Annotated in this window: 26 protein-coding genes; 9 read left to right on the top strand and 17 right to left on the bottom strand. The window is 71.3% G+C overall.

What is annotated here, in order from left to right; genetic code table 11:
- The 5 genes from BFF77_RS16495 to BFF77_RS16475 form a co-directional block, all read right to left on the bottom strand.
- Positions 1-462, bottom strand: a 462-nt coding sequence (locus BFF77_RS16495) for an acyl-CoA dehydrogenase family protein (RefSeq protein ID WP_141698453.1), incomplete at its 3' end; no start/stop codon positions are given.
- Complete coding sequence (locus tag BFF77_RS16490) at positions 459-1,673, bottom strand: acyl-CoA dehydrogenase family protein (RefSeq protein ID WP_066949888.1); 1,215 nt, start codon at positions 1,671-1,673, stop codon at positions 459-461. The genes BFF77_RS16490 and BFF77_RS16495, both read right to left, overlap by 4 nt.
- On the bottom strand, positions 1,670-2,638 hold the full coding sequence (locus tag BFF77_RS16485; RefSeq protein ID WP_066949886.1) for an NADPH:quinone oxidoreductase family protein: 969 nt from the start codon (positions 2,636-2,638) through the stop codon (positions 1,670-1,672). The genes BFF77_RS16490 and BFF77_RS16485 overlap by 4 nt, the downstream gene beginning before the upstream one ends.
- Positions 2,639-2,748: 110 nt before the next feature.
- Complete coding sequence (locus BFF77_RS16480; protein WP_342671237.1) at positions 2,749-3,072, bottom strand: DUF5133 domain-containing protein; 324 nt, start codon at positions 3,070-3,072, stop codon at positions 2,749-2,751.
- Positions 3,073-3,137: 65 nt separating this feature from the next.
- Positions 3,138-4,436, bottom strand: coding sequence for an alpha/beta fold hydrolase (locus BFF77_RS16475; RefSeq protein ID WP_066949884.1), 1,299 nt, complete (start codon positions 4,434-4,436; stop codon positions 3,138-3,140).
- 177 nt (positions 4,437-4,613) lie between these two features.
- On the opposite strand from BFF77_RS16475, the gene BFF77_RS16470 reads away from it, so the two are divergent.
- A complete protein-coding gene (locus BFF77_RS16470) occupies positions 4,614-5,777 on the top strand; it encodes a betaine/proline/choline family ABC transporter ATP-binding protein (RefSeq protein WP_066949882.1) in 1,164 nt (387 codons plus the stop codon).
- An 85-nt stretch (positions 5,778-5,862) separates the two neighbouring features.
- Here the strand turns inward: BFF77_RS16470 and BFF77_RS16465 are convergent, their stop codons facing one another.
- The 5 genes from BFF77_RS16465 to BFF77_RS16445 form a co-directional block, all read right to left on the bottom strand.
- Positions 5,863-6,819, bottom strand: a complete 957-nt coding sequence (locus BFF77_RS16465; protein WP_066949880.1) for an ABC transporter substrate-binding protein — start codon at positions 6,817-6,819, stop codon at positions 5,863-5,865.
- Positions 6,816-7,490 carry an ABC transporter permease gene (locus tag BFF77_RS16460; RefSeq protein WP_066949878.1) on the bottom strand — a complete coding sequence of 225 codons (675 nt, stop codon included), beginning with the start codon at positions 7,488-7,490 and terminating at the stop codon, positions 6,816-6,818. Before BFF77_RS16460 ends, BFF77_RS16465 begins: the two co-directional genes overlap by 4 nt.
- A complete protein-coding gene (locus BFF77_RS16455) occupies positions 7,487-8,167 on the bottom strand; it encodes an ABC transporter permease (protein WP_066949876.1) in 681 nt (226 codons plus the stop codon). Before BFF77_RS16455 ends, BFF77_RS16460 begins: the two co-directional genes overlap by 4 nt.
- An 88-nt stretch (positions 8,168-8,255) precedes the next feature.
- The gene (locus BFF77_RS16450; RefSeq protein WP_066949873.1) at positions 8,256-9,458 is read right to left on the bottom strand and encodes a cytochrome P450; all 1,203 of its coding nucleotides are present in this window, start codon (positions 9,456-9,458) and stop codon (positions 8,256-8,258) included.
- 88 nt (positions 9,459-9,546) lie between these two features.
- On the bottom strand, positions 9,547-10,593 hold the full coding sequence (locus BFF77_RS16445) for a cation diffusion facilitator family transporter (RefSeq protein ID WP_066949870.1): 1,047 nt from the start codon (positions 10,591-10,593) through the stop codon (positions 9,547-9,549).
- Between the two features lie 135 nt (positions 10,594-10,728).
- Here BFF77_RS16445 and BFF77_RS16440 point away from each other — a divergent pair, with 135 nt between their 5' ends.
- The gene (locus tag BFF77_RS16440) at positions 10,729-11,088 is read left to right on the top strand and encodes an ArsR/SmtB family transcription factor (protein ID WP_066949867.1); all 360 of its coding nucleotides are present in this window, start codon (positions 10,729-10,731) and stop codon (positions 11,086-11,088) included.
- Between the two features lie 79 nt (positions 11,089-11,167).
- Here BFF77_RS16440 and BFF77_RS16435 read toward each other — a convergent pair whose 3' ends face one another.
- From BFF77_RS16435 to BFF77_RS35650, 3 genes are all read right to left on the bottom strand, one after another.
- Positions 11,168-12,235 carry a glycoside hydrolase family 19 protein gene (locus tag BFF77_RS16435; protein ID WP_245703551.1) on the bottom strand — a complete coding sequence of 356 codons (1,068 nt, stop codon included), beginning with the start codon at positions 12,233-12,235 and terminating at the stop codon, positions 11,168-11,170.
- A 293-nt stretch (positions 12,236-12,528) separates the two neighbouring features.
- On the bottom strand, positions 12,529-13,953 hold the full coding sequence (locus BFF77_RS16430) for an L-fucose/L-arabinose isomerase family protein (RefSeq protein WP_066949861.1): 1,425 nt from the start codon (positions 13,951-13,953) through the stop codon (positions 12,529-12,531).
- A gap of 147 nt (positions 13,954-14,100) precedes the next feature.
- The gene (locus tag BFF77_RS35650) at positions 14,101-14,256 is read right to left on the bottom strand and encodes a hypothetical protein (protein WP_169922672.1); all 156 of its coding nucleotides are present in this window, start codon (positions 14,254-14,256) and stop codon (positions 14,101-14,103) included.
- Positions 14,257-14,540: 284 nt separating this feature from the next.
- Here BFF77_RS35650 and rhaI point away from each other — a divergent pair, with 284 nt between their 5' ends.
- From rhaI to BFF77_RS16410, 4 genes are all read left to right on the top strand, one after another.
- Complete coding sequence (rhaI, locus tag BFF77_RS16425) at positions 14,541-15,710, top strand: L-rhamnose isomerase (RefSeq protein ID WP_066949858.1); 1,170 nt, start codon at positions 14,541-14,543, stop codon at positions 15,708-15,710.
- A 150-nt stretch (positions 15,711-15,860) separates the two neighbouring features.
- Positions 15,861-17,903, top strand: coding sequence for a bifunctional aldolase/short-chain dehydrogenase (locus tag BFF77_RS16420; protein ID WP_245703550.1), 2,043 nt, complete (start codon positions 15,861-15,863; stop codon positions 17,901-17,903).
- A 14-nt stretch (positions 17,904-17,917) separates the two neighbouring features.
- A complete protein-coding gene (locus BFF77_RS16415; protein ID WP_281196511.1) occupies positions 17,918-19,453 on the top strand; it encodes a rhamnulokinase in 1,536 nt (511 codons plus the stop codon).
- An 18-nt stretch (positions 19,454-19,471) separates the two neighbouring features.
- Positions 19,472-20,503 (top strand): LacI family DNA-binding transcriptional regulator, encoded by a 1,032-nt coding sequence (locus BFF77_RS16410; RefSeq protein ID WP_066949851.1) that lies wholly within the window; start codon positions 19,472-19,474, stop codon positions 20,501-20,503.
- A 60-nt stretch (positions 20,504-20,563) separates the two neighbouring features.
- Here the strand turns inward: BFF77_RS16410 and BFF77_RS16405 are convergent, their stop codons facing one another.
- The gene (locus BFF77_RS16405; RefSeq protein ID WP_066949848.1) at positions 20,564-21,073 is read right to left on the bottom strand and encodes a GNAT family N-acetyltransferase; all 510 of its coding nucleotides are present in this window, start codon (positions 21,071-21,073) and stop codon (positions 20,564-20,566) included.
- Between the two features lie 261 nt (positions 21,074-21,334).
- On the opposite strand from BFF77_RS16405, the gene BFF77_RS16400 reads away from it, so the two are divergent.
- On the top strand, positions 21,335-22,075 hold the full coding sequence (locus BFF77_RS16400; protein WP_066949845.1) for a carbonic anhydrase: 741 nt from the start codon (positions 21,335-21,337) through the stop codon (positions 22,073-22,075).
- A gap of 167 nt (positions 22,076-22,242) precedes the next feature.
- Positions 22,243-23,241 (top strand): fibronectin type III domain-containing protein, encoded by a 999-nt coding sequence (locus BFF77_RS16395; RefSeq protein WP_066949842.1) that lies wholly within the window; start codon positions 22,243-22,245, stop codon positions 23,239-23,241.
- A 14-nt stretch (positions 23,242-23,255) separates the two neighbouring features.
- Here BFF77_RS16395 and BFF77_RS16390 read toward each other — a convergent pair whose 3' ends face one another.
- Positions 23,256-24,233, bottom strand: a complete 978-nt coding sequence (locus BFF77_RS16390) for a DUF6397 family protein (protein WP_245703544.1) — start codon at positions 24,231-24,233, stop codon at positions 23,256-23,258.
- Positions 24,234-24,383: 150 nt separating this feature from the next.
- Complete coding sequence (locus tag BFF77_RS16385) at positions 24,384-24,797, bottom strand: roadblock/LC7 domain-containing protein (protein WP_066949838.1); 414 nt, start codon at positions 24,795-24,797, stop codon at positions 24,384-24,386.
- A 157-nt stretch (positions 24,798-24,954) separates the two neighbouring features.
- On the opposite strand from BFF77_RS16385, the gene BFF77_RS16380 reads away from it, so the two are divergent.
- Positions 24,955-25,383 (top strand): PPOX class F420-dependent oxidoreductase, encoded by a 429-nt coding sequence (locus BFF77_RS16380; RefSeq protein WP_066949835.1) that lies wholly within the window; start codon positions 24,955-24,957, stop codon positions 25,381-25,383.
- Positions 25,384-25,583: 200 nt separating this feature from the next.
- Here the strand turns inward: BFF77_RS16380 and BFF77_RS16375 are convergent, their stop codons facing one another.
- A complete protein-coding gene (locus tag BFF77_RS16375; protein ID WP_066949832.1) occupies positions 25,584-26,285 on the bottom strand; it encodes an SDR family oxidoreductase in 702 nt (233 codons plus the stop codon).
- Positions 26,286-26,445: the final 160 nt, after the last annotated feature.

Below are 26,445 nucleotides of genomic sequence, written 5' to 3'. Positions count from 1 at the left end.
GCCGGCCGGCAGTGCCCCGTCCGGCGCGGTGGTGAACGGTACGGCGAGCACCGCGACCCGGTGGCCATGGGCGAGCGCCGTGAGCAGTCCCGCGACATCCGTGCTCCGCGTGCTCCCGCCGTCGCAGGCGAGCAGCGTCTCGGTCGCGATCACCGAACTGGTCAGAAAGGGCGCCGCGGTGACGCGCCGGCCCAGCTCCTCCAGTACGACGGCGGCCTCGCGCGCGCCCGCGCCCTGGCCGCCGAGCTTCTCGGGGACGAGCAGCCCCGACACACCGATCCCGGCGGTGAGCGAGGTCCACAGCCCGGGATCGTACGGATCACCGGACTCGGCGCGGACGAGCGCCGCCGGCAGGTCGTGGCGGTCGGTGAGCAGGGACCGTACGGCAGCGCGCAGATCGTCCTCGATGTCGGAGTAGAGCAGATCGGGTGAGGTGTCGGGTCCGCTCGGCCACGCCGTCATCGTGCCAGGTCCTTCCAGGGAACGTCCTTGTCGTCGCGCGGCTCGGAGGGCAGACCGAGGACCCGCTCGGCGACGATGTTCAGCAGTACCTCGCTCGTACCGCCCTCGATGGAGTTGCCCTTCGAGCGCAGATAGCGGTAACCGGCGTCGCGTCCGGTGAAGTCGACCAGCTCGGGTCTGCTCATGGTCCAGTCGGAGTACAACATGCCTTCCTCACCGAGGAGTTCGACCTCAAGCCCGCTGATCTCCTGATTGAGCCGGGCGAACGCGAGCTTCATCCCGCTTCCTTCGGGACCCGGTTGTCCGGCGACGAGCTGCTGGCGCAGCCGCTCGCCGGTGAGCCGGGCCACCTCGGCCTCCGCCCAGAGCGTCAGCAGCCGCTGATGCAGCTCGTGGGTGCGCAGTCCGGGCCGCTCGCGCCAGGTCCTGGCGACCGGGCCGATCATGCCGCCCTCGCGCGGGAGCTGGGCACCGCCGATGGAGACCCGCTCGTTCATCAGGGTGGTCCGCGCGACCTTCCAGCCCTCGCCCACCTCGCCGAGCCGGTGCGCGTCGGGGATGCGTACGTCGGTGAGGAAGACCTCGTTGAACTCGGCCTCGCCGGTGATCTGGCGCAGCGGCCGTACCTCGACACCGGGATCGGTCATGTCGCAGAGGAAGTATGTGATGCCCCGGTGCTTGGGCAGGTCCGGATCGGTACGGGCGATGAGGATGGCCCAGCGGGCGAGATGCGCGCTGGACGTCCACACCTTCTGGCCGTTGACGATCCAGTCGCCGGTGGCGGAGCCGCCCTCGCGTACGGCGCGGGTGGCGAGCGCGGCGAGGTCCGAGCCGGCGCCCGGCTCGCTGAAGAGCTGGCACCACACCTCCTCGCCGACCCACAGGGGCCGCAGGAAGCGCTCCTTCTGTTCCCGGGTGCCGTAACGCAGGATCGTCGGCGCGGCCATGCCGAGACCGATGCCGATCCGGCGCGGTTCGTTGTCGGGCGCGCCCGCCGCGGCCAGCTCCGCGTCCACGACGGCCTGGAGGGAGCGCGGCGCGTCATGTCCGCCGAGCCCCACGGGACAGTGGACCCAGGCCAGTCCGGCATCGAAGCGCGCCTTCAGGAAGTCGGTGCGGTCGGTGCCGGAGGGCGGGTAATCGGCGAGCAGCTTCCGGGTGAGGGAACGCAGTTGGGCGGCATCGGTCGTCGGCTGGGCGGCGTCGGTCATCGGGCCACGCCTCCCGGGAGCACCACGAGCCGGCCGGTGGTGCTGCCGTCGGCGACCCGCTGGACGGCGTCGGCAGCGCCCTTCATCGCCACCCGCTCGCTGATGAGCGGCCTGATCGCGCCCCGGGCCGCGAGCGTGGTCAGCTCCTCGTGGCAGGCGGCCACCGCCGCCGGGTCCTTGGCGGCGTACAGACCCCAGTGCAGGCCCAGGATCGAGTAGTTCTTCACCAGCGCGTGGCCGAGGGCGGGGCTGGGAATGACGCCGCTCGCGAAGCCCACGACGACGATACGGCCCTCGAAGGCGACGCATTTGGTGGACCCGTCGAAGGCCTTGCCGCCCACCGGGTCGTACACCACATCCGCGCCCCGCCCGCCGGTGGCCTTCTTGACGGCCGCGACCAGGTCCTCCGTACGACGGTCGATCACCAGGTCGCAGCCCAGTTCCCGGGCCACCCGGGCCTTGTCCGGGCCGCCGACGACCCCGATGACGGTGGCTCCCGCGGCCTTTCCGAGCTGTACGGCGGCGCTGCCGACACCGCCGGCGGCCGCGTGGACGAGCAGCGTCTCGCCCGCCCGCAGCCGCGCCCGCCGGTGCAGTCCGAACCAGCCCGTCTGATAGCCGATGCGCAGGGCCGCCGCCTCCGCGTCGTCCAGGGCCATGGGCGCGGGAAGGACCGCGGCCTCGTCCGCGACGACGTACTCGGACAGTCCGCCGTGCGGCAGGGCGGGCACGGCGATGACCCGCCGTCCGTCCTCGGTCTCCCCGCAGATCTCCACGCCCGGTGTGAAGGGCATCGGCGGCCGTACCTGGTACTGGCCGCGGCAGAGCAGCACATCCGGAAAGTTGATGTTCGCCGCCCGGACCCGTAGCGCCACCTGGCCGTCGGCGGGCTCCGGACGCTCCGTCTCCTCGAGCCGCATCACCTCGCCCGGCTCTCCGTTCCGGTGTACTCGCCATGCTTGCATTCAGGGCCTCCACACGATGGGCGGTACCGCACTCGCCCGCATACTAAGCGGTCGCTTGCCATCGTGGGAACAGCACGCCGACGGCCCTCACAGGGCCGTCGGGATCCAGGTCACTCCGCGCTGATCTCGTGAACTCCCGGGCCGACGGGCTCCGTTCCGTCCGGGAAGATCGGGACCGGCCGGGTCCTGCGCAGATAGGTCTCGGCGTGCCAGATCGCCTCACGCGCGGTGCGCTGCCCCATGAGGACGCACAGGGTGTACGCGACGTCCTCGAACCGGCCCCGGGTGGTCTCGTCGAGCGGATCGGCGAGGACGAGCCGTTCCCATGCCCGGTAACGGGCCAGCAGATCAGCGACCAGATGTCTGTCCGGCAGCAGCATGTCCACCACCTCCCGCCGTCGCGCGCAGCGCGAGACCAGTCCCCCGGAGGCCATTCTCCCCCCGCCCTGCCGCATCCGCTCGGCGAGGTCCGGCGGATGCGGCGCGGGCCCGCGGGCGGTCAGTCCTCGCCCCGCGCGAGCGCGAGCAGCCGGTCCAGCACCCGCGGCGCGCCCGCGCGCACCCCGTCGTGCTCGTACTCGTCCGTCACCCAGGTCCGCAGCCCGCGGATCGCCCGCGCGGTGCGCAGCGAGTGCTCCGTGTCGACATACATGTCGTCGTGGTAGACGACGGCGGCGACCGGCACCTCGTTGGCGGCGAGCCGGCCGGTGTCGTACAGCGCGGGCCAGCCGGTACGGGCGGCGAGCAGTTCGGCGGTCTCGCGCAGCGGGCGCAGCGCCGGGTCGGACTCGAAGTGCCACGGATGGACGCTCTCGCCCGTGAAGTACAACGGGCCCTCACCGGCGAGGGCCTTCGCCGCGTCGAAGCGGGGGAACTCGGCGCGCACGCGCTCGGCCGCCCAGTCGGTGGGCCGGCCGTCCTGGGCGTAGATCACCTCGTGGAGCACGGCGTACAGCGGATGCCCGGCGTACGAGAGGGCCGAGACGACAGCCTCCTGGAACGCGTCGGAGAGCACCGGGCCGCCGGGCGCGCGGACGAAGGCCTTCTCCAGCAGGTAGTGGAGCTGGTGGCTGCCGTCGCCGCCGCCGAGCACGATACCCAGGGACTGGAACGCCTCGGGTGTCAGGACGTAACCGCCGGGGAGCACGGGCCGGTGCTCGGCGACATGCTCGGCGATCCGGCGGGCCCTGCCGATGTCCTGCGGATAGCGCGTGTAGTGGGCCTCCACCTTGCGCGCGATCCGCGGATAGGCGGCGCGGTAGACCTCGTCGGCGGTGGCGTCCAGGGAGGGCAGTCCACCGGTGATCAGGACGGTACGCAGGCCCTCCGGCGCGGTGGAGAGGTAGTGGGTGGCGCAGAAACCGCCGAAGCTCTGGCCCAGCAGGGTCCAGGGCGCGCCGCCGGTCAGCCCGGGCCGGATGGTCTCGCAGTCGCGCACGATCGAGTCGGCGCGGAAGTGGGCGAGATAGCGGGCCTGCTCCCGCGGGCCGCCGCGCAGGGGCAGGCTCTGCCGGTTGGCCGGTGTGGACAGGCCCGTGCCCCGCTGGTCGAGGAGGAGCACCCGGAACTCCTGGAGGGCGCGGCCGAGCCACGCCTGCCGTCCGGTGAAGCGGCGGACGCCGAAGCCTGGACCGCCCTCCAGATAGACCAGCCAGGGCAGGTCCGCGTCCGCCTTGGCACTCGCCACGACCTCACGCGCGAAGAGTTCGATCCGCTCACCCGACGGATCGTCGTGGTCCAGCGGGACCGAGAAGTGATGGTCGGTGAGGACGACGCCGGGCTGGCGGTAGCTGGTCACGGGTGCTCCTGTTCTCGCTCGTCCCTGCCGGGGACGGTCACGGCGGACAGTTCAGCACACGGGCCCGTGGACGGTCGCCCACGGCCCCCGCCCCGGGGCGCGCGGCCCGGCCGCGCGCCCGACTCGGACAGTCCCGGTCCGTGTGCGCCGGGACGCGCCCGCTCCTAGCGTGAGGACATGATCCGGTTCGAGCAGGTCACCAAGGTCTATCCGGACGGGACGGCCGCGGTGCGGGATCTCTCCTTCGAGGTGGCCGAGGGCGAGCTGGTGACGCTGGTGGGGCCCTCGGGATGCGGCAAGACGACCACGATGATGATGGTGAACCGGCTGATCGAGCCGACCTCGGGGCGTGTCCTGGTCGAGGGCCGGGATGTCGCGGGCGTCGACCCGGTGGCCCTGCGCCGCCGTATCGGCTACGTCATCCAGCAGGGCGGGCTGTTCCCGCACCGTACGGTCCTCGACAACACCGCGACCGTGCCCGCCCTGATCGGCTGGAGGCGGGCGAGGGCCCGCGGACGGGCGGCCGAGCTGCTCGAACTGGTCGGGCTCGATCCCGCGACGTACGGTCCGCGCTATCCGGCCCAGTTGTCGGGCGGGCAGCGCCAGCGGGTGGGAGTGGCACGGGCCCTGGCCGCCGATCCTCCGGTGCTGCTGATGGACGAGCCGTTCGGCGCGGTCGACCCGGTGGTGCGCGAGCGGCTCCAGAACGAGTTCCTCAGGCTCCAGGCGACGATGCGCAAGACCGTGCTGCTGGTCACGCACGACATCGAGGAGGCGGTACGGATGGGCGACCGTATCGCGGTGTACGGAGAGGGCCGCATCGAGCAGTACGACACACCGGCCGCGGTCCTCGGCGCTCCCGCCACCGCGTATGTGGCCCGCTTCGTCGGCGCGGACCGCGGGCTGAAGCGGCTGTCGGTCACCGCCGTGGAACCGGCCGATCTGGAGGAGCCTCCGGTCGCCAGGACCGACGAGCCGGCCCGGGACGCGGCGGCCCGTATGCGCGAACAGGGCGCCCGCTGGGCCGTGGTCCTGGGCACGGGCGGCGAGCTCCACGGCTGGGTCTCCGCGGACACGCTGGCCGAGGCCGGTGAGCGCGGCTCCGTCGGCGATCTGGCCCGCCGGATGGAGGCCTGGGTACCGCTCGGCTCACCGCTGAAGCAGGCGTTCAGCGAGATGCTCCAGCACGACGCGGGATGGGTGGCGGTCCTCGACGGCCCGCGCTTCCTCGGCGTCCTGACTCCGGCGAAGCTCCACGAGGCCCTGCGCCGCTCGGTGGACGCGGACGCCCAGGGCGTCAAACGCGGCGAGGTGGACTTCGACTCGGTGTCGGACGCGTAGGCCCTGTCCGGCCGTCCGGGGCCGGCCGGACAGGCCCGACGCGTGTGTCCGGTCCGTGCGTCCGGTCCGGTCAGTGCGGCTCCGGTCAGTGCGGCGGGATCAGGCCCTTCGACCTCAGATACGCCGTGGCGACGTCCTGCGGCAGCCGGCGCCAGCTGTCCACCTGTTCGTTCATCGACGCCAGGTCCTTGGTCGTCAGGACGGTGTTCAGCTCGGACAGCGCGCCGGTCACGCCGGCGGCACCGGCCCGGGAGCGGTTGACGACCGGCACGACGTAGTCGGCGTTCTGGAGGTGCTTGTCGTCCTCCAGGAGCACCAGACCGAACTGGCCGAGCGTGGCGTCGGTGGTCGTGGTCAGCACCATCTGGTCCTGGCCGTCCTGGACGGCCTTCTTGGCCGGCGTCGTACCCACGCCCTTGGGATCGATACCGGTGATGTCGATGCCGTAGGTCTTCCTCAGCCCGGGCTCGCAGTAGGGCCGCTCCACGCATTCGTCTCCGGCCGCCAGCCTGACGGGCAGCCCCGACGCGCCGAGATCGCTCAGCGTGCGCAGCCGGTGTTTGGCGGCGAAGGAGGCGGCGACAGCGAAGGCGTTCTGGTCGACGGCCCGGCCGGGATCGAGCACGGTGAGTCCGCGCGGCGCGGCCAGGGCGCGCAGGGCCCGCATCGTCGCGGCCAGATCGGGCGAGCCGACGGGCTCGGCGCCTGCGCCATGGGTCCTGGCGTTCAGCCAGTCCGCGAAGGTCGCCGCGTACTCCGGTACGGCGTCGATCTGGCCGCTCTCCAGGGCCGGTTCGTAGATCTCCCGGTTGGTGACGGAGAGGATCCGGGTGTGGTAGCCCGCGTGGTTCAGCAGGAGCGCGTACATCTGGGCGAGCAGATCGCTCTCCGTGAAGCCCGCGGAGCCGATGGTCAGATGTCTGCTGTCGCCCGGCGGCCCGGTGATCTCGCCCCGGTGCTCCAGGGACGGGCCCGTGGCGCAGGTGGTGACGGCCGGCAGCAGGAGGGCGGCGACCGCGACACGGACCCGGTGGCCCCTCATCGCGCGCCGTCCCTGGCCCAGCGCGGCCCCAGCCGCCGCACCGCCTCGAACACCGCCTCCACCAGCAGCGCGAACACGGCCACGAGCACCGCGCCCGCGACCACCTGCGGGGTGTCGGCGAGATTGAAGCCGGCGGTGATGATCCGGCCGAGCCCGCCACCGCCCACCAGGGCCGCGAGCGTGGCGGTCGCCACGAGCTGTACGGCGGCGATCCGTACCCCGGTGAGGATCAGCGGCAGCGCGAGCGGCACCTCGACGCGGCGCAGAAGCTGGCTTCCGGTCATCCCCATGCCGCGGGCGGCCTGGACGACATCGCCGTCGACGCCCCGCATACCGACATAGGCGTTGGTGAGCAGCGGCGGGATCGCGAACAGGACCAGCGCGATGATCGTCGGCCAGTCCCCGTACGTACCGATCGGAGTGAGCAGCAGCAGAACGAGCACGGCGAAGGTGGGCACGGCCCGGCCGGCGTTGGAGACATTGACCGCCAGCGCGCCTCCCTTGCCGAGATGGCCCAGCACCAGGGCCACGGGAAGCGCGACGGCGCAGCTGAGGGCGAGGCAGACGACGGTGAGGAAGAGATGTTCGCCGAGCCGGTGCCAGACACCGTCGGGCCCCGACCAGTGCGCGGCGCTGGTGAGCCAGGACCAGGCGGCGGAGAGCGTGTTCACGCGCGCGCCGCCCTCGTCCAGGGAGTGAGCAGCCGCTGGAGTCCGAGCAGCAGCAGATCGGCGAGGACGGCGATGAGCACACAGAGGACGGAGGCGGTGAGCACCTGTGCCTTGAAGAAGGTGTTCATCCCGGCGTAGATGAGATTGCCGAGCCCGCCATGGCCGACGATCGCTCCGACGGTGACGAGCGAGACGGCCGAGACGGTGGCGATCCGCAGCCCGGCCATGGCGGCGGGCAGCGCGAGCGGCACTTCGACGGCGAGCAGCAGCCGCAGCGGCCCGTATCCCAGACCGCGGGCGGCCTGCCTGGTGTCCTCGGGGACGGCACGCAGTCCGGCGAGGATGTTCCGTACGAGCAGCGTCAGCGAGTACAGCACCAGTCCGGCGACGACGAGCGAGGCCGACAGCCCGTACAGCGGCAGCAGCAGGGAGAACATCGCGAGCGACGGGATGGTGTAGAGGACGGTGGTGATCCCGAGCACGGGCGCGCCGAGCCAGCTCCAGCGGCGGGCCGCCAGGGCGAGCGGAACGGCGATCAGCACGCCCAGGAGTACGGCGAAGAAGGTCAGTTCGAGATGTTCGAGCACCGCGTTCCAGAGGATCTGGCGACGGCTGGTGAGATAGGCGCCGCAGATCCACTCATTGCGCGCGAGGCAGTCGTCCGGAGGCGCGGTCACGCGTCCATTGCAGCCTCGTGGGACGGGTGGGCGCGCGTCGTGTTGGACCGTACGGGGCGGCCGTGACCGTTCGTGAGATACGTACCGCTCACACCGTGACCGGCAGTGCCGCCAGTCCTCGGATGACGAAGCCGGGCTTGCGGACGGGCTCGCCCGCCGGACCCAGTCCGGGCGCCAGATCGAGCAGCGCGGCCATCGACGCGGCCAGTTCGATACGGGCCAGCGGCGCGCCGACGCAGTAGTGGATGCCCGCGCCGAAGGAGATGTGGGGATTGTCGCGGCGGGACAGGTCCAGTCCTTCGGGGGCGGTGAACACGGCCGGATCGTGGTTGGCGGAGCCGAAGAGGAGGGCGACCTCGGCGCCGCGCGGGACGGTGGTGCCGCCGATCTCCACCGGGTCGAGCACCCAGCGTTCGAAGAGCTGGAGAGGCGTGTCGTAGCGCATCAGCTCCTCGACGGCGGTGGGCAGCAGGGCGCGGTCCGCGCGGAGGGCGGCGAGCTGCGCGGGGTTGCGGAAGAGCGCGTGCCAGCCGTTGACGGTGGCGTTGACCGTCGCCTCGTGCCCGGCGTTCAGCAGCAGCGCGCAGGTGGCGACCATCTCGGCCTCCGTCAGCTTCTCGCCTTCGTCGTGGACGGCGATCAGGCCCGAGATCAGGTCCTCGCCGGGTTCGGCGCGCCGTACGGCGATCAGCTCGCGCAGATACGCGGAGAACTCCAGTGAGGCGGTGACCGCGCGGCGGGCCGCCTCCTGCGACGGGTTCAGTTCGTACATCGCGCAGATCGCCGCCGACCAGGGCCGCAGCAGCGGGCGGTCCGTCGCGGGGACACCGAGCATCTCGGCTATGACGGCGACGGGCAGCGGCTCGGCGACGGAGCTGAGCAGATCGCCGCCGCCCTCGGCCACGAGCCGCTCGACCAGTTCGGTCGCGAGCGCGCGCACATAGGGCCTGAGCCGCTCGACCGTACGGGGTGTGAACGCCTGCGAGACCAGACGCCGGATACGGGTGTGGTCCGGCGGCTCCAGTTCCAGCATCCCGTGGTCATTGAGCTCGTGGAAGGGCTCATGGCCGGAGGGCGGCGCGGTTCTGCCGAACTCCTCGTGGCTGAACCGGTGCCCGTAGGAACGGCCGAGCCTCCGGTCCCGCAGCAGCGCCGACACATCCGCGTGGTGCGGTACGAGCCACTGGTCGCTCGGCTCGTAGTAGTGCGCCCGGCCGCGGGCCCGCAGCTCGGCGTAGACGGGACAGGGATCGGCGAGGAACGCGGGCGACGAGGGATCGAAGTCGGACATCCCAGGACGGTAACCGGCCCGTGGACGAGGAACCAGAGGGTGCCGGGGGCGCGCCTCCCGCTCTCCCCGCAAAACCGGCGGGGAGCGTTCACACCGCTCGTGCCATGTGATGCGCCAGCTTCCGGTGAGGGTCCTCGGTGCCGGGCAGGGCGGCCGGATCGGTGTGGACCAGCGCGGCGGTGAGTCCGCGCACCGAGTGCAGCAGGGCGTGTTCGACCTCGACGGCGACCGCGTGCGCCCGGCGGACGCTCAGTGCGCCGTCGACCACCACGGTGACCTCGGCGCGCAGCCGGTGGCCGATCCAGCGCATCCGCAGCTCCGTCACCGACAGCACGCCGGGGACCTCGCGCGCGGCGGCCTCGCCCGTATCGATCAGTACGGGATCCACGGAGTCCATCACGCGCCGGAAGACCTCCCGGCAGGCGTCCTTGAGCACGAACAGGATGGCGGCGGTGATCAGCAGACCGACGACCGGATCGGCCCGGCGCAGACCGAGGGCCGCACCGCCCGCGCCCAGCAGGACGGCCAGGGAGGTGAAGCCGTCGGTCCTGGCGTGCAGGCCGTCGGCGACCAGTGCGGCCGAGCCGATCCTCCTGCCGACGCGGATGCGGTAGCGGGCCACCCACTCGTTGCCGATGAACCCGACGACCGCCGCGACGGCGACGACGCCGAGATGGGAGATGTCACGCGGGTCGAGCAGCCGCCCGACGGCCTGGTACGCCGCGAGCGCGGCCGACGCGGCGATGGTCAGCACGATGGCGAGGCCGGCCAGGTCCTCGGCCCGGCCGTAGCCGTAGGTGTACCGGCGTGTCGCCGCACGTCGGCCGAGTACGAACGCCACGCCGAGGGGCAGCGCGGTCAGCGCGTCCGCGACGTTGTGGACGGTGTCGCCGAGCAGGGCCACGGAGCCGGACAGCACGACGACGACGCCCTGGATGAGCGCGGTGACTCCCAGGACGGCCAGGGAGACCCAGAGCGCGCGCATTCCCTCGGCCGACGACTCCATGGCGGAGTCCACCTTGTCCGACACCTCATGGGAGTGCGGCTTGACGAGGTGCGCCACCCGGTGCCTCAGCCGCGCCGGCCGGCCTGAGCCGTGGTCGTGGTCGTGGTCGTGGTCGTGAGGAGCGTTCATATGTGGCTCTCCTGTCGGGAAGATCGCCGGGAGGGACAGGCACCGCGGATGTACGTCACCACTCATAGGTATTTAAGCGCGCACCAATGCACCTGTCGAGCCGGGTGGTCCCCGCCGTGGTCCTACGATGGGGAGATGCCAGCGAGCAATCCGCCCTCAGTTGCGCCCGAGTCGCAACGGCACACCCCAGGCGCCCCGCAGTTCGACGCGGCGGCCGGCGTCTTCGCCCTGCTCGCCGATCCCACCCGGCTCCACCTGGTGTGGTCCCTGACCCAGGGCGAGGCAGATGTGAACACGCTCACGGACATCTGCGGCGCGGCCCGCCCGGCGGTCAGCCAGCATCTGGCGAAGCTGCGGCTCGCGGGGCTGGTCCAGGTGCGCAAGGACGGCCGGCGTTCGATATACACACTGCGGGACGGCCATCTGCGGAGGCTGGCGATCGAGGCCCTCAACCATGCCGACCATCTGGTGACGGGAACCCCGCCCCACGACTGACGGCGACGCGCGGTCCCGGAGGAGGTTCCGGGACCGCGCGTCTCGACGGGACAGGGCCTTGAGGACGGCCCGCCGGCCGTCAGCAGTAGAGGTTGTTGCCCGGAGCGACGCCCAGGATCTGGGTGAAGCGCTGGTAGTTGGTCACCCGGCTCTGGACCTGCGCCGGGTTGCGCCCGTCACACTCCAGCGAACCGTTGATCGAACGGATCGTCTGACCGAAACCGGCCTGGTTCACCATCGCGTTGTGCGGCGTCATCGTGCCCGGACCACTCTGCGTGTTCCAGTACCACAGACCCGTCTTCCACGCCACAGCCGACTCACGCTCCACACGCCACGGATCCGCCAGCAGATTGATACCCAGCGCGTCACCCGCCGCCTTGTAGTTGAAGTTCCAGCTCAGCTGGATCGGCCCACGACCGTAATACGCCGCCTGACCCGCCGGACAACCGTACGGCTGCGACGTGTCACAGTAATGCGGGTAGTTCGCGGTGTTCTGCTCCACCACATGCACCAGACCACCGGTCTCATGACTGACATTCGCCAGGAACGCCGCGGCCTCCTGCCTCTTCACCGTGTCACTGCCCGAGTTCGCGAACCCCGGATACGCGCTCAACGCCGCCGTCAGACCGCTGTACGTGTAGAACGAATTCCGCCCCGGGAACATCTGGTTGAACTGGGACTCACTGACGACAAAGCCACCGGCCGGCGGCGGATCGGTCGGCGGCGTGCCGGTGCAGTTGTACGGCTCCCAGTACCAGGTGCTGATGATCGGGTCATAACCCGGGTTGTCGTGCTCCGCGATATAGAACTTGCCATCGGTGTACTTCACGATGTTTCCGGCGACATACGCCCGGCCCGCCACCCAGGCCGGGTAGTCACAGGCGCCGGAGCCGCCGCCGGGGCTGGAACCGTCACAGGCGCCCTGGTCGGCCCAGACATCGGTGGTGCCAGGAGTCTCTCCCTGGGTCCACCACTTGGCCGACCAGTTGTGGCCGTTGTACGAAGCCGTATTACCGCCGGTGTACACGGCGGACGCGTTCCATCCCGCCGCGCAGTTCGCGGCGAAGGCGGAAGAGGCGGGCAGGAAAATCGTGAGGGCGAGGGCCGAAACCATCGCCGCGAACAGGGCAAGGGCGCGCTGTCTCAAACGACTCACTCCTTCGCGCGAGCAACCGGGTGTCCCGTTGCTCGCCATGGGGGGTGAGGGAACCAAATCGGAATCACGTGAACCTGTCAAGGTCTAGACCAAGGGATGGCGCGGACGCCACGGCGCTTCCGGCCGATCCGGCCACTGCGGGCAACCGGACCCACCGTCAGCCACGCGTACGGGAGAACGCCGACGCGTACCGCCCGTCCGGGCCGGCGTCGCGGGCGCGCCCGAGGCCACCGCCACGAAGTCGTCACGAGGAAGGGGTTCGCCCTGCCCCACCGGACACCGCGTCAGACGGAGACCTCCACCAGGTCCAGGCCGGTCAGCGCGCCGAGCGCACGCAGCTCGGGCAGCAGCCGGCCGGTGGCCAGGGCCCAGTGATGGCCGACACCACTGGCGCTCCAGGCATCGGTCCACTCCCCCGGGTCACAGCCGAAGTCCACACGGGAGGTGGTGTTGCCGATCTTCAGATGCGGCCCGGGAACGACCTCGCCCTCGGCCGCGACCAGCCGGTACCGTCCGTCCCGGCTCTGTCCCAGGCCGACCAGGGTGACGGGCCCGTGCCGTACGTCGAACTCGACGGAGACACCCCAGCCGCGCTTGCCGTGGTAGACACCGAGTCCGCGCAGCAGTGGCTTGCGCTCGCTGATGGCGAGATGCCCGGGGCCGTCGTGGCCCATCTCCACCACTCCGGCCGTGAAGTCCAGTGCCTGGAGTTCGGTGAAGGAGCCGCCGGCGCCGAGGCGGCCGGTGATCAGCATCGCGAGCGAGGTGCGCAGTTCGTACTCGCCGCAGGCCGGGACACCGCGGGCGGTCAGCAGCGAGGAGCCGAGGATCATGCCCGCGCCGAGCCGTTCATGGATCTCGCCGTCGAGCCCCCGGTGGTAGTACGCGAGCGAGTCCAGGTCGAAGTCGGCGACGAGCCGGTCGAGTCCGACGGAGACACGCGCGGCCCAGCGCAGATCGTCCTCGATCACGGAGTCGGCGAGCGAGAAGGCCTCACGGGTCTCGTCGAGCTTCGCGGTGAGCTCCCCGTCCTTGACCTGCTCGACCCGTACGCGCAGATCGTCGAACTCCACGACCTCGACATGGCCGCCGAGATGTCCCGGGACCATGGTGAGGTCGGTGGAGACGTCGTACATGCCGGGATACAGATGTCCCATCAGACCGTGCCGGCCGTGGCGCAGGACGGAGCGGACTCCGGCGGCCCGGATCCAGCGGCCGATGCGTTCCCAGGCCCGCTCGTCCTCAAGATGTCCGGAGACGGAGCGGAAGGGGACGCCGACACGCTCGAAGGCGTTGGCCATCTCCGGCAGCGGACAGGCACCGCAGTAGGCGAGCCACTGTCCGGTGTCGAAGGAGGCGTGGTCCATGGCCGGTGCGGGCTGGAGATTGATCAGCAGGACGGGCGCGCCGCTGCGCTGGGCGACGGGGACGAGCATGGTCGCCGTCATATAAGTGGTGAGGAAACCGACGATCAGATCGCAGTCGGCGGCGCGCAGCCTCTCGGCCGCCTCGGCGCCTTCCCGGGCGTCCGAGATGAAACCGACGTCCACGACGTCGGCGTCGAATTCACGCATACGCGCGGTGACCCGGTCGGCCGAGCGCCGCAGCCGCGGCAGGAGGTCGGGGAACTGCGGCCAGTAGGCGCCCAGTCCGCCCGCGACCAGCCCGATCCTGGGCCTGCGGGCGACGGCGGCGGTACGGACGGTCATGGCGGCTCCGTTGGAGGTCTCCGGCTGGGCGCCGGTCAGAAGTCGAACGTGTCGATGCTGTTCCCGTCGAAGACGGCCGGCTCGCCGAGGACGACCTCGCCGTCCTTCCCGACCGTGTACTCGCCGAGCCTGCCCGCCTCGAACTTCTCACCCCCGGCGCCGGTGATCCGACCCGACGCCAGGGCCGGCGAGCGCGTGCGCCTCGCCGGGGAACAGTCGCGGGGAGACGTCCCGCAAGGCCGGTACGGCGCCGAAGGACTTGCTCACGTCCTTCAGGGCCAGGTCCGGGGCGGGCTGGTTCATGAGGGCTCCTCAGCGGCGACGGACCTGGGGCACCCGTCCGTCGTGAAAGGTTTCAATGAGGTTCCACGGAAGCTAGACGGCCTTCCAGGGCGGCGTCAATGGGCTGCGCCCGACAATCTCCGGTTGCATTCACAGGGGTGTGACCCGAACAAATGGAGGTGTCGCGCCGAGGGTTGACACCCTCCGCCGACTCCCATAACTTCGCCGCGATGAAACGATTCAGAAGGAATCATGGCAACGACTCCGGCCGGTCCCGCGAGTCCGCACCACGGGAGCGCTGACATATGACGGGTCGATCCGCCGAGTCCGCGGTGAAGGCGGCACTGAGGTCACAGGCCGTCGAGACGCCGTCGTGGGCGTTCGGGAATTCCGGCACCCGGTTCAAGGTGTTCGCCCAGCCCGGTGTGCCGCGTACCCCCGCCGAGAAGCTCGCGGACGCCGCGCGGGTGCACGCGCATACGGGCGTGGCCCCGACGGTGGCGCTGCACATCCCGTGGGACCGGGTGGACGACTACGGCGCGCTCGCCGCGCGGGCCCGGGAGCTGGGACTGCGCGTCGGGGCGATCAACTCGAACGTGTTCCAGGACGACGACTACAAGCTCGGGTCCGTCACCCATCCGGACCCGGCCGTGCGCCGCAAGGCACTGGGTCATCTGCTGGAGTGCGTGGACGTCATGGAGGCCACCGGCTCGCGCGATCTGAAGCTGTGGTTCCCGGACGGGATCAACTACCCGGGCCAGGACGACATCTCGGCACGCCAGGGACGGCTCGCCGAGGCGCTGTCCGCGGTGTACGAGCGGCTCGGGGACGGCCGGCGGATGCTGCTGGAGTACAAGCTGTTCGAACCGGCCTTCTACGCCACGGACGTGCCGGACTGGGGCACGGCGTACGCGCACTGTCTGAAGCTGGGCCCGAAGGCGCGTGTGGTCGTGGACACCGGGCACCACGCGCCGGGCACCAACATCGAGTTCATCGTCGCGGTGCTGCTGCGCGAGGGAAAGCTCGGCGGATTCGACTTCAACTCCCGTTTCTACGCAGACGACGATCTGATGGCCGGGGCCGCGGACCCCTTCCAGCTCTTCCGGATCATGTACGAGGTGATCAGGGGAGGCGGGTTCACGGCGGAGACGGCGTTCATGCTCGACCAGTGCCACAACATCGAGGAGAAGATCCCGGCGGTCATCCGGTCGGTGATGAACGTCCAGGAGGCCACGGCCAAGGCGCTGCTGGTGGACGCGGAGGCGCTCGACGCGGCCCAGCGCGCGGGTGACGTGCTGGCGGCGAACGCGGCGCTCATGGACGCCTTCAGCACGGACGTACGCCCTCTGGTGGCCGAGGTCCGCGCGGAACTGGGCGCGGACGCCGATCCCGTCGCCGCGTACCACGCGTCCGGATACGGCAAGAGGATCGTCGCGGAGCGGGCCGGCGGCACACCGGCCGGCTGGGGCGCCTGAGGACCGGGCCCGTACAGCCCGTGTCCGCCGCGCCGCGCCCGTACCCGGCCCGGCCCCTGCCCGGCCCGCACCGCCCACGGACCGCACCGCACCGGCGAAGTCCGCACCTCACAGAGGGACATGATGACTGATCAGCCTCATTATCGCCCCGTGCCGACCGTGCATCCGGCGGCGGCCGAGCTGCTCGACCGCTCGCACCGGCTCGGCGCCGATCCGCGCAACACCAACTACGCCGGCGGCAACACCTCGGCGAAGGGATCCGCCACCGATCCCGTGACCGGCGACGACATCGCACTGATGTGGGTCAAGGGCTCCGGCGGCGATCTGGGCACCCTTGAGGCCGACGGGCTCGCCGCGCTCCGGGTCGACCGGCTGCGCGCGCTGACCGCGGTGTACCCGGGCGTGGAGCGCGAGGACGAGATGGTGGCCGCGTTCGACCACTGCCTGCACGGCAAGGGGGGAGCGGCGCCCTCCATCGACACCGCGATGCACGGACTGGTGGACGCCGCTCATGTGGACCATCTCCATCCCGACTCGGGGATCGCCCTGGCCTGCGCGGCGGACGGCGAGAAGCTGACGGCCGAGTGCTTCGGCGACACCGTGGTCTGGGTGCCCTGGCGCCGGCCGGGCTTCCAGCTCGGTCTGGACATCGCCGCGGTCAAGGAGGCCAATCCCGGGGCGATCGGCTGTGTGCTCGGCGGCCATGGCATCACCGCCTGGGGAGCCACCTCGCGGGAGTGCGAGCGCAATTCCCTGCACATCATCCGTACCGCCGAGGCGTTTCTCGCCGAGCGCGGCAGGGCCGATCCCTTCGGTCCCGTCCTGCCGGGGTACGAGCCGCTGCCCGAGGCCGAGCGCCGGGCGAGGGCGGCGGCGCTGGCCCCGCTGATCCGTGGTCTGGTCTCCACCGACCGGCGCCAGATCGGCCACTACACCGCCACGGAACCGGTCCTCGACTTCCTCTCCCGTGCGGAACATCCCCGGCTGGCCGCCCTCGGCACCTCCTGTCCCGACCACTTCCTGCGGACCAAGGTCCGCCCCCTGGTGCTCGATCTGCCCGCCGGTGCGCCGCTGGAGCGGATGAGGGAGCGGCTGGCCGAGCTGCACTCCGGCTACCGAGCCGAGTACCGGGCGTACTACGAACGGCACGCGACGCCCGCTTCACCGGCGATGCGCGGGGCGGATCCGGCGATCGTACTGGTGCCGGGTGTGGGCATGTTCTCCTTCGGCAAGGACAAGCAGACCGCCCGGGTGGCCGGGGAGTTCTATCTCAACGCCGTCCATGTGATGCGCGGGGCCGAGGCCGTCTCCTCGTACGCGCCGATCGAGGAGTCCGAGAAGTTCCGGATCGAGTACTGGGAGCTGGAGGAGGCCAAGCTGCGCCGTATGCCCGCGCCGAAGGCGCTGGCGGGCCGGGTCGCGCTGGTGACGGGTGCGGGCTCGGGGATCGGGCGGGCGGTCGCGCACCGGCTGGCCGCCGAGGGCGCGTGCGTGGTGGTCGCCGACCTCAACGCCGAGAGCGCGACGACGGTCGCCGGGGAACTGGGTGGCACGGACACGGCGGTGGCGGTCACCGCCGACGTGACGGACGAGGAGCAGATCAAGGCGGCGCTGGACGCGGCCGTCCTCGCCTTCGGCGGCGTGGACCTGATCGTCAACAACGCCGGCATCTCGATCTCCAAGCCGCTGCTGGAGACCACCGCGCGGGACTGGGACCTCCAGCACTCCGTCATGGCCCGTGGCTCGTTCCTGGTCTCCCGTGAGGCGGTCCGGGTGATGACCGATCAGGGTTTCGGTGGCGACATCGTCTATGTCGCCTCCAAGAACGCGGTGTTCGCGGGTCCCAACAACATCGCGTACTCCGCGACCAAGGCCGACCAGGCCCATCAGGTGCGGCTGCTCGCCGCCGAGCTGGGCGGGCTCTCAATCCGGGTCAACGGTGTCAATCCCGATGGCGTGGTGCGCGGTTCGGGAATCTTCGCGGGCGGCTGGGGCGCCGAACGGGCGGCGGTGTACGGCGTGGAGGAGGAGCGGCTCGGCGAGTTCTACGCCCAGCGCACGCTGCTCAAACGGGAGGTGCTGCCCGAGCATGTGGCCAGCGCGGTGTTCGCCCTGACCGGCGGCGACCTCAGCCACACCACGGGGCTGCATGTGCCGGTCGACGCCGGTGTCCCGGCCGCGTTCCTGCGCTGAGAACGAGGTCCGTCGTGTCGTCCACCGCTCCGCTCCCCTTCGCCGCCGTCGATCTCGGCGCGTCAAGTGGCCGGGTCATGGTCGGCCATGTCTCCGGCCGTGGCGCGGGCACACTGCGCCTCCAGGAGGTGTACCGGTTCCCCAACCGCCCGGTGAGGACCGCGGGCACCCTGCACTGGGACATCCTGTCCCTGTACGGAGGTGTGCTGGACGGGCTGCGCGCCGCGGGCAGGTCGGCGGGACGGGCGCCGGCGAGTGTCGGCGTCGACACCTGGGCCGTCGACTACGGAATGCTCGACGCGGACGGCGCGCTGCTCGGCAATCCCGTGCACTACCGCGACACGCGCACCGAGGGCCGGGCCGCGCTGGTGGACGCCGTGCTGCCACCGGCCGAGCTGTACGCGGCGACCGGCCTCCAGTACCTCCCGTTCAACACCCTTTACCAGCTCATCGCGGCCCGGGGCAGCGCCGTGTTCGGCCCCGCGCGGCGGCTGCTGCTGATCCCCGATCTGATCGCGTACTGGCTCACCGGCGAGGCCGGGACCGAGCTCACCAACGCCTCCACCACGCAGCTCGTCGACCCCCGTACCCGCGACTGGTCCCGGTCCGTCGCCGACGCTCTCGGTATCGATCTCACGCTGTTCCCTCCGCTGCGCGGCCCGGGCGACCGGGCCGGGGAGCTGCTCCCCGAGGTGCTGGCGGAGACCGGTCTGTCCGGCCCCGTCCCGGTCACGGCGGTCGGCTCGCACGACACGGCGTCGGCCGTCGTCGCGGTCCCGGCGTCGGACGACCGGTTCGCGTATGTCGCGACCGGCACCTGGTCGCTGGCCGGGCTGGAACTGGACGCGCCCGTCCTCACCGAGGAGAGCAGACGCGCCAACTTCACCAATGAGCTGGGTGTCGACGGCACGGTCCGCTATCTGCGCAACATCATGGGCCTGTGGCTGCTCCAGGAGTGTCTGCGCGCCTGGGAGGCGGCCGGCCTCCCGCAACGGCTGGACCGGCTGCTGCGCGAGGCCGCCGAGGTGCCGGGACTGCGGTGCTACGTCGACGCCGGCGATCCCGCGTTCCTCGCGCCCGGCGACATGCCCCGGCGGATCGAGGACGCGTGCCGGGGCCTGGGCCTGCGGCCACCGCGGGGACCGGCCGAGACCGCCCGCTGTGTCCTGGACTCGCTCGCCCTGGCGCACCGGCGCGCGATCGAGGACGCCCAGCGGCTCTCCGGCCGCGCCGTGGACACCGTGCACATCGTCGGTGGCGGCGCCCGCAACGAGCTTCTGTGCCGGCTCACCGCCGACGCCTGCGGTCTGCCCGTGGTGGCGGGGCCCGCAGAGGCGGCGGCCCTCGGCAACGTACTCGTACAGGCACGCGCGGCGGGCGCCGTCGGCGGCACTCTCGCGGAACTGCGCGCTCTGCTCCGCGCCACGCTGGAGCCGCGACGGTACGGACCGACCGGCGACCGCTCCCGCTGGGACCGGGCCGCGGCACTGATCCAGGGGCATAGCCCGCATATGATGGTCCTACCGGACAGAGGTCCCCACACGATGTGACAGAACGGGCAGGAACGCGTGGCGCAGACGGTCGGCATCAAGGACGTGGCCCGGCTGGCCGGAGTCTCGGTCGGGACCGTCTCGAATGTGCTGAACCGGCCCGAGAAGGTCTCGCAGCACACACTCGTCCGGGTCCGCGCCGTGATCGATCAACTCGGTTTCGTACGGAGCGAGACGGCCCGCCAGCTCCGGGTCGGCACCAGCCGGATCCTGGCCGTCCTCGTCCTCGACATGGCCAACCCGTTCTTCGTCGCAGTCGCCAAGGGCGCCGAGCGCGCCGCGCGCGAGGCGGGGCTCGGGGTGATGCTCTGCAACAGCGCGGGCAGCGCGGCCGAGGAGGCGGAGTATCTGGCGCTCTTCGCCGAGCAGCGGGTACGCGGCGTGCTGCTCACGCCGACCGACGCGTCCGGCGGCACCGTGCGGGAGTTCGCGCGGCAGGGCATTCCGTACGTCCATGTCGACCGGGCCGTGCCCGCCGCCGAGGGGTGCTCCGTCTCGGTGGACGATGTGGCGGGCGGCGCGCTCGCGGTGCGGCACCTGCTGGCCGCCGGGCACCGGTCGGTGACGTACATCAGCGGCCCGATGTCGCTGCCTCAGTGCCGGGACCGCCGTACGGGCGCGCTGGCCGCGCTGCGCGAGGCCGGTCTGCCCGAACAGGCCCTGCGGCAGGTGGAGTCGGCGCGGCTCGACGTCGCCTCCGGTATCGACGCCGGAGCGCGGCTGCTGGGACTGGCGGAGCGTCCCACCGCCGTGTTCTGCGCCAACGACCTGCTCGCGCTGGGTGTTCTGCAAGCGATGTTCGGGGCGGGGGTCGATGTGCCCGGCGATGTGTCGATCGTCGGCTACGACGACATCGAGTTCGCCGCCGCGGCCGTCGTACCGCTCACCTCCGTACGGCAGCCGGCCGACGCGATGGGGCGCACGGCGGCGGAGATGCTGATGGACGAGACGGGGCCCGGCGCGGAGGAGCACCGGCACCGCTCCGTCGTGCTCCAGCCCGAGCTGGTGGTACGCCGCTCGACGCGCCGGCTGGACCGGCCCGCGCGCTGACCGCCGACGGGACCATGGCTCGGGCCCGGTACACAGGGGCCGGCCGCGCACACGGGTCGGCTACGGGGCCGCGTAGCAGTGGACCTTGACGGTCTGGTCCGGGCTCCAGCGCTGGTCCACGACGGCCAGCAGATTCCAGCCGAAGCGTTCGTAGAGCGCGGCAGCCGCCGCGGCGGAGTCGGCGGCCACGACGTCCAGTACGGGATGGAGACCGCGCTCACGGGCCTCCCGCGCGGCCTGCGACATCAGCAGGCCGCCGATCCCATGGCCGCGCGCCGAGGGAGCGACGAACAGACGGCTCAGTACGGCGGTGTCGGCGACCGCCGTTCCCGTCCGGCTGCTCCACAGGACCGGGGCCACGTCCTCCGCGCCGGCCGGGGCGAGGGCGGCATGGCCGACGATCCGTCCGTCCAGTTCGGCGACCCAGGCCGCCAGTTGCGTGGGCCCGGCCAGCCAGTCGACCGGGCCCACGGGCCAGTTCACGGGATAGCCGTCAACTTTGTGCACCTCGGCGAGCACCTGTAGGCAGTCGTCGAGGTCGTCCTCGCCGCGACGCCGGACATCACACATCGGGATGTCATCGGCTTTCGGCACTGTCTGTCGATTCACCGAACCATGCAACCACAGCGGGCCACGGATCCTTGCCGTGCCCGGGGCAACCATGCTCGCGGGCCTGTCTGTTCGAATCCAAAGAACCTGGCTGGACAGCGACCCAACTACGTCCGCATTTGCTCCAAATCCCCGGTACGCACGGTGCGGTTGATTCAAGAGAGGGTCAACAATGCGCCAAGACCAGCCAATACCCGAGGGTGCCCTGGATAGTCTCCGGCCGTGATATCGACCAGACATGCGAATAGACCCTCCGCAGCCGGCGCCACACCCCGCCGCACGCTGCTTCGCGCCGCCCTCGCCGGTGGCGCCGCCACGGCCGGTGTGGCCATCGCCGCGCCCTCCGCGGGCGCCACGGGCCACCGCCTGCCCCGCCCCCGTCCGGCCACCCCGGACGAGGCCCTCCGTGAACTCTCCGAAGGCAATCGACGCTGGCGGACCTTCCGGGAGCAGCACCCGCACGAGACCGAGACCGTGCGTCAGGCGCTCGTCTCGGGGCAGCACCCCTTCGCCCTCGTCCTCGGCTGCATCGACTCCCGGGTACCGCCGGAGCTGGTCTTCGACCAGGGCCTCGGCGATCTGATGACCGTTCGCTCGGCCGGCGAGGTCCTCGACGAGGCCGTCCTCGGCAGCATCGCCTACGGCGTGCTGGAGCTCGGCATCCCGCTGGTCCTCGTCCTCGGACACCAGTCCTGCGGCGCCGTGGCCGCGGCCGTCCACGCCGAGGAGTCGGGCGAGGAACTCCCGGCCCACATACAGTACCTGGCCGACCAGATCCAGCCCGCGATCGTGCACTCCGAGGTGGGCGACGCGCGCGTGGACGCGACCGTCACCGCCAACGTCGCCCGGGTGGCCGGACGCCTGGCCGCAGAGCCCGACCTCGCGGCCAAGGTGGCCGAGGGCAAGCTGGCCATCGTCGGCGCCCGCTACGAGCTCAACACCCAGCTCGTCCACCGGGTCTAGCACCATCCCGGTTTCTCCCTCTCCCTTCGTTCTGTCTTAGTTCGAACCCCTGGCCGGGGTCGGAGTACACCCCGGCCAGGGAACGAATACACCCCTCCCCCTTGATGTGGTCGCGACACCTGTGCCATATATGTCTAGACCATTGCCCCCAGGTGGAGGACACGGCCATGCCCAGGTTCGCCAGTGTTGCCGCGCTCACGTCCGCCGTCCTCCTCGCACTGGCCGGCTGCGGCTCGAACGACGAGAAGGACAAGGCTCCTTCGGCCCCGGCCGGGGTCACCGTCCAGGCGGGCAGCGCCACTTCGGTCCATGTCATGTGGAACCAGCCTCCGGCGAAGGCCGGGATCAAGGGCTACGAGGTGTACCGCGGCAAGACGAAGATCAAGGACGTCCCGGCCGAGAAGACCATGATCGATGTCACCGGGCTGAAGCCGTCGACCGCGTACACCTTCTCCGTACGGGCCAGGACCGACGAGGGCGCCTTCTCGCCGTACAGCGAAGAGACGGCCGTCACCACGCCCGCCGCGGTCGCGGAGGACAAGGAAGCACCCACCCGCCCGGAGATGCTGACGGGCAGGAGCGACGGCGCGCGGGCCGCCCGGCTGAGCTGGGCCAAGGCCACCGGTGACCAGGGCATCACCTCCTACGACATCTACCAGGGCGGCTCCAAGATCCACAGCGTGGGCGGGGACGCGACCTCCGCGCAGGTCACCCGACTGCGGCCGGGCACCCACTACCGCTTCACGGTCACCGCCCGGGACGCGGCGGACAACACATCACCGGCCAGCCGAGCCGTCGAGATCACCACCCCGCGCGGGCCGGGCGACGATCCCGACACCGCCCCGATCGACTTCCGGGCCACGACACACGCCGCCGACGGCGCGCACTATGTCGATCTGTCCTGGCTGGCGCCGAAGACCGGTGGCGAGGTCCCCTCGTACCAGATCTACATCGACGGCACCTTCGCGACGACCTTGATCTGGGGCGGCGAGGCCCCCAAGGGCCGGGCCGACTACAGCGTGTATGTGAGCAAGGAGGCCGGCGAGACCTACCGGGTGAAGCTCCGTGCCAAGCTGCCCGACGGCAACTGGGGGAAGTTCTCCCCGGAGCGCACCGTCGTCACCGGCAAGCCCGGCCCCGGCGACGCACCCACCGCCCGGCCGTGACGGTCGGTCGGCCGTCACGGCCGACCCGCCGGCCTGCGTCGGTCACCACCGATCCGCAGTCGGCTCAGCAGGCCCCTGCGGCCGACCGCGCGCGGTGGCTCGGGGGTTCTTTCCCTCCGTGACGGTCCCCCGTCCTTGTACAGGCCGCCGGGGCGCGGGACCGGGCGGGTGCGCCGGGCCTGCGCGAGGAGTGTGTCCAGGCTCGTGCGGTGCCATCGGATCTCGTCCGGGTGGTCGGCCACCACCAGCCTCCGCACCGTCTCCCGCGCCACCTCCGACTCCGGCTCCGGCCGGCCGGGAGCGAGCTCGGGCCGCAGCCGGTTCAGATGAGCCCTTTCGTACGGATCACGCACCACCTCGGCCAGGAGGGCCGGATCCAGCACACAGCCGACGACGGCCGCGCGCTCCCAGGGGTCCTCGCTCTCGTGCAGCAGATGGGCGATGCGCCTGCCCCGCCAGTTGCGCGGACGCCGGTCCTCCTCCGCGTCCGGACCGAGGCGGAGCGGCCCTGGCAGCCGGCCGGTGAGCAGAGCCGGTTCCCGGACGGCGAACGTCCTGACGTCATCGGCGAGATAGAGCCAGACAACCGCGCGGTACCGATTCAAATAGAACCGCACCGGGGCGATGAATCCCGCCCGTGCCAGCCGGGTGAAGCGCCCCGGACTGACGGTCATGAGCTCCGCGGCCTCCGCCGTCCCCACCGTGCGCGCCCGCTCGCGGAGCGCCTCCGGGAATCCCTCCGCCGCCCGCAGACGGTCGATCTCCTGCCGGGTGACCTGCCGCCGTCCGGCGCCCGGTCCCGCGAGGGTACGGATATGGCCCAACTGCGCGGCGAGCTCGAACTCCCCGCGTCTCAGCTCCAGCTCCCGCGCGGCCCGCACGACACCGACCGTACGCGCCGTGCGTGGCTTCCTTTCCGCGGTCCCCGCCTCGTCCATGGTGTCGCCCATGGTCCTGTCCCGGATGTCGCCCCGGGCATCGCTGACGGACATGATGGTCCTCCCCCGTGAGTCGTCGTTACTCGCGATCACTCGCGATCACTCCCGGTGACGACCGTAGCGCGGCAGGCACGTTCTCCGTCAGGCCTGTGGAAAACTCGGCGGGCCGGGCGGAAGGCCCGGCTCAGGGTGTTCCTGAACCGCTCACAGACCGCTCAGGCTGGTCTGGCCCGCCTGCCTGACCGCGACTGCGAGATGCTCCCCGACCCGGTTGACGAGCAGCGTCATCTCATAGGCGACCTGCCCGACATCGGCCTCGGCCGTGGTCAGTACGCACAGACAACTGCCGTCCCCGGCCGCGGTGACGAACAGCAGCGCCTCGTCGAACTCGACCATGGTCTGCCGGGCCTGGCCCGCCCTGAAGTGGCGCCCCGACCCGCGGGCGAGGCTGTGCAGGCCCGAGGAGACGGCCGCGAGATGCTCGGCGTCCTCACGCGCCAGTCCCGCGCTGGCCCCCGTCACCAGGCCGTCGTTGGACAGGACCAGCGCGTGCTGCAGATGCTCGACCCGCTCCGTCAGGTCGTCCAGCAGCCAGTCAAGTCCCTTTTCGAGTGGCATTGCCGTTCCTCCCCGTTCAGATGTTCTCCTGGCTCGCAACGCCCCGTAGCCTTCCGCACCCGCCGCTCCCGGGCAAGCGCTCCCCGGCCCTCAGGGCCCCGGCGCACACCCGGGGCGTCGTATCGCGCGGGGCGCGTGCCCGACGGAAAATACGAGCATGGCGAGACACATGAGCAAGGACGAATGGCGGGCCTTCGTCTCCGAGGGGACACGCACCGCGAAACTGTCCACCGTACGGGCCGACGGAAGCCCGCACATCGCGCCCGTCTGGTTCGTGGTGGACGGCGACGATCTTGTCTTCAACACCGGCAAGGAGACCGTGAAGGGGCGCAATCTGCTGCGTGACGGCAGGGCGGCGCTGTGTGTGGACGACGAACGACCGCCGTTCGCCTTCGTGGTGATCCAGGGCCGGGCCGAAATCGACGAGGAGCCGGAGCAGTTGCGCGCCTGGGCGACGCGGATCGCCGCTCGGTACATGGGCGAGGAACGCGCGGGGGAGTTCGGGGAGCGCAACGGAGTTCCGGGTGAGCTGGTGGTGCGCCTCAAGGCGGACAAGGTCTCGGCCTTCGCGTCCGTGGCGGACTGACATGGAGACCTGAAGCAGGGGGTCCGGCACGCCCGGCCGAACGGATCGCGGGGGACCGTGACGGAGCACGAGGAACGGCGACCGACGGACGGTGACGGACGCGACGGACCGCGAGGGGCCGAACCGACGGGGCCCGGCTCCGCCCTTGGCGCAGCCGGGCCCCACTCCCCTCCGGCCGCGGCCGAGGAGCCTCCCGCCCGTCAGGCGGCGCTCGACAGGGTCAGTCCCTCGACCGGGCCCGAGAGCACGGACTTGAAGAAGCGGCTGGCGTCGTCCGCGAGCACCTCGCTCTCGCCCTTCTCCAGCGCCGAGAGGACCGCGCGCGCCACCGCCCTGGGATCACCCTTGGGAACGTCCAGCGCCCGGATCATGTCGGTGTCGGTGTAGCCGAGATGCACCCCCACCACCTGGGTTCCCCGCGGAGCCAGTTCCAGCCGGAGCGAGTTGGTGAGCGACCAGAAGGCCGCCTTCGTCGCACCGTAGGCGCCACTGCCCGCCGCCCAGGACAGCGCCGAGTGGATGTCGACCAGCGCGCCGCCGCCCTGCGCCGCCAGGATCGGGGCGAAAGCCTGAGCGATCCTCAGCGCACCGAACACATTGGCCTCGAAGAGCTCCTTGACCTTGTCCAGGTCAACCGTGACAAGCGGGTCGGCGGCGCCGATCCCCGCGTTGTTGAAGACGATGGACACATCGTCCGCGACACGCGCCAGCTCCGCGACCGACTCCGCGTCGGTCACCTCCAGCGGTACGGGAACGACCCTGGGGTCGGGATCGGCGACGGGCGTACGGGCGGTGACGTACACCTTGGCGGCTCCCGCCTCCAGCAGCTCCTGTACGAAAGCCCGGCCCAGTCCGCGCTGTCCACCAGTGACCAGGACGGTTGCTCCACTGACGGTGGTCATGACGATCTCCTCGGATGACGGCCCACAATGACATAGGCGTAGTTAATTTGCCTCTGTCGTCAGCGTGCTCGCCCACGCTGACATAGTCAAGTACGATTCGGTTATGTCTTGGATGGCCACTGAGCGATACCGCATACGCGAGGCCCCCGACGGACTCGCG

This window comes from Streptomyces lushanensis (assembly GCF_001700515.1).
Classification (GTDB): domain Bacteria; phylum Actinomycetota; class Actinomycetes; order Streptomycetales; family Streptomycetaceae; genus Streptomyces; species Streptomyces lushanensis.
The sequence above is the reverse complement of the archived record's forward strand: the minus strand, read 5'-3'. Positions and strand labels throughout refer to the sequence as shown.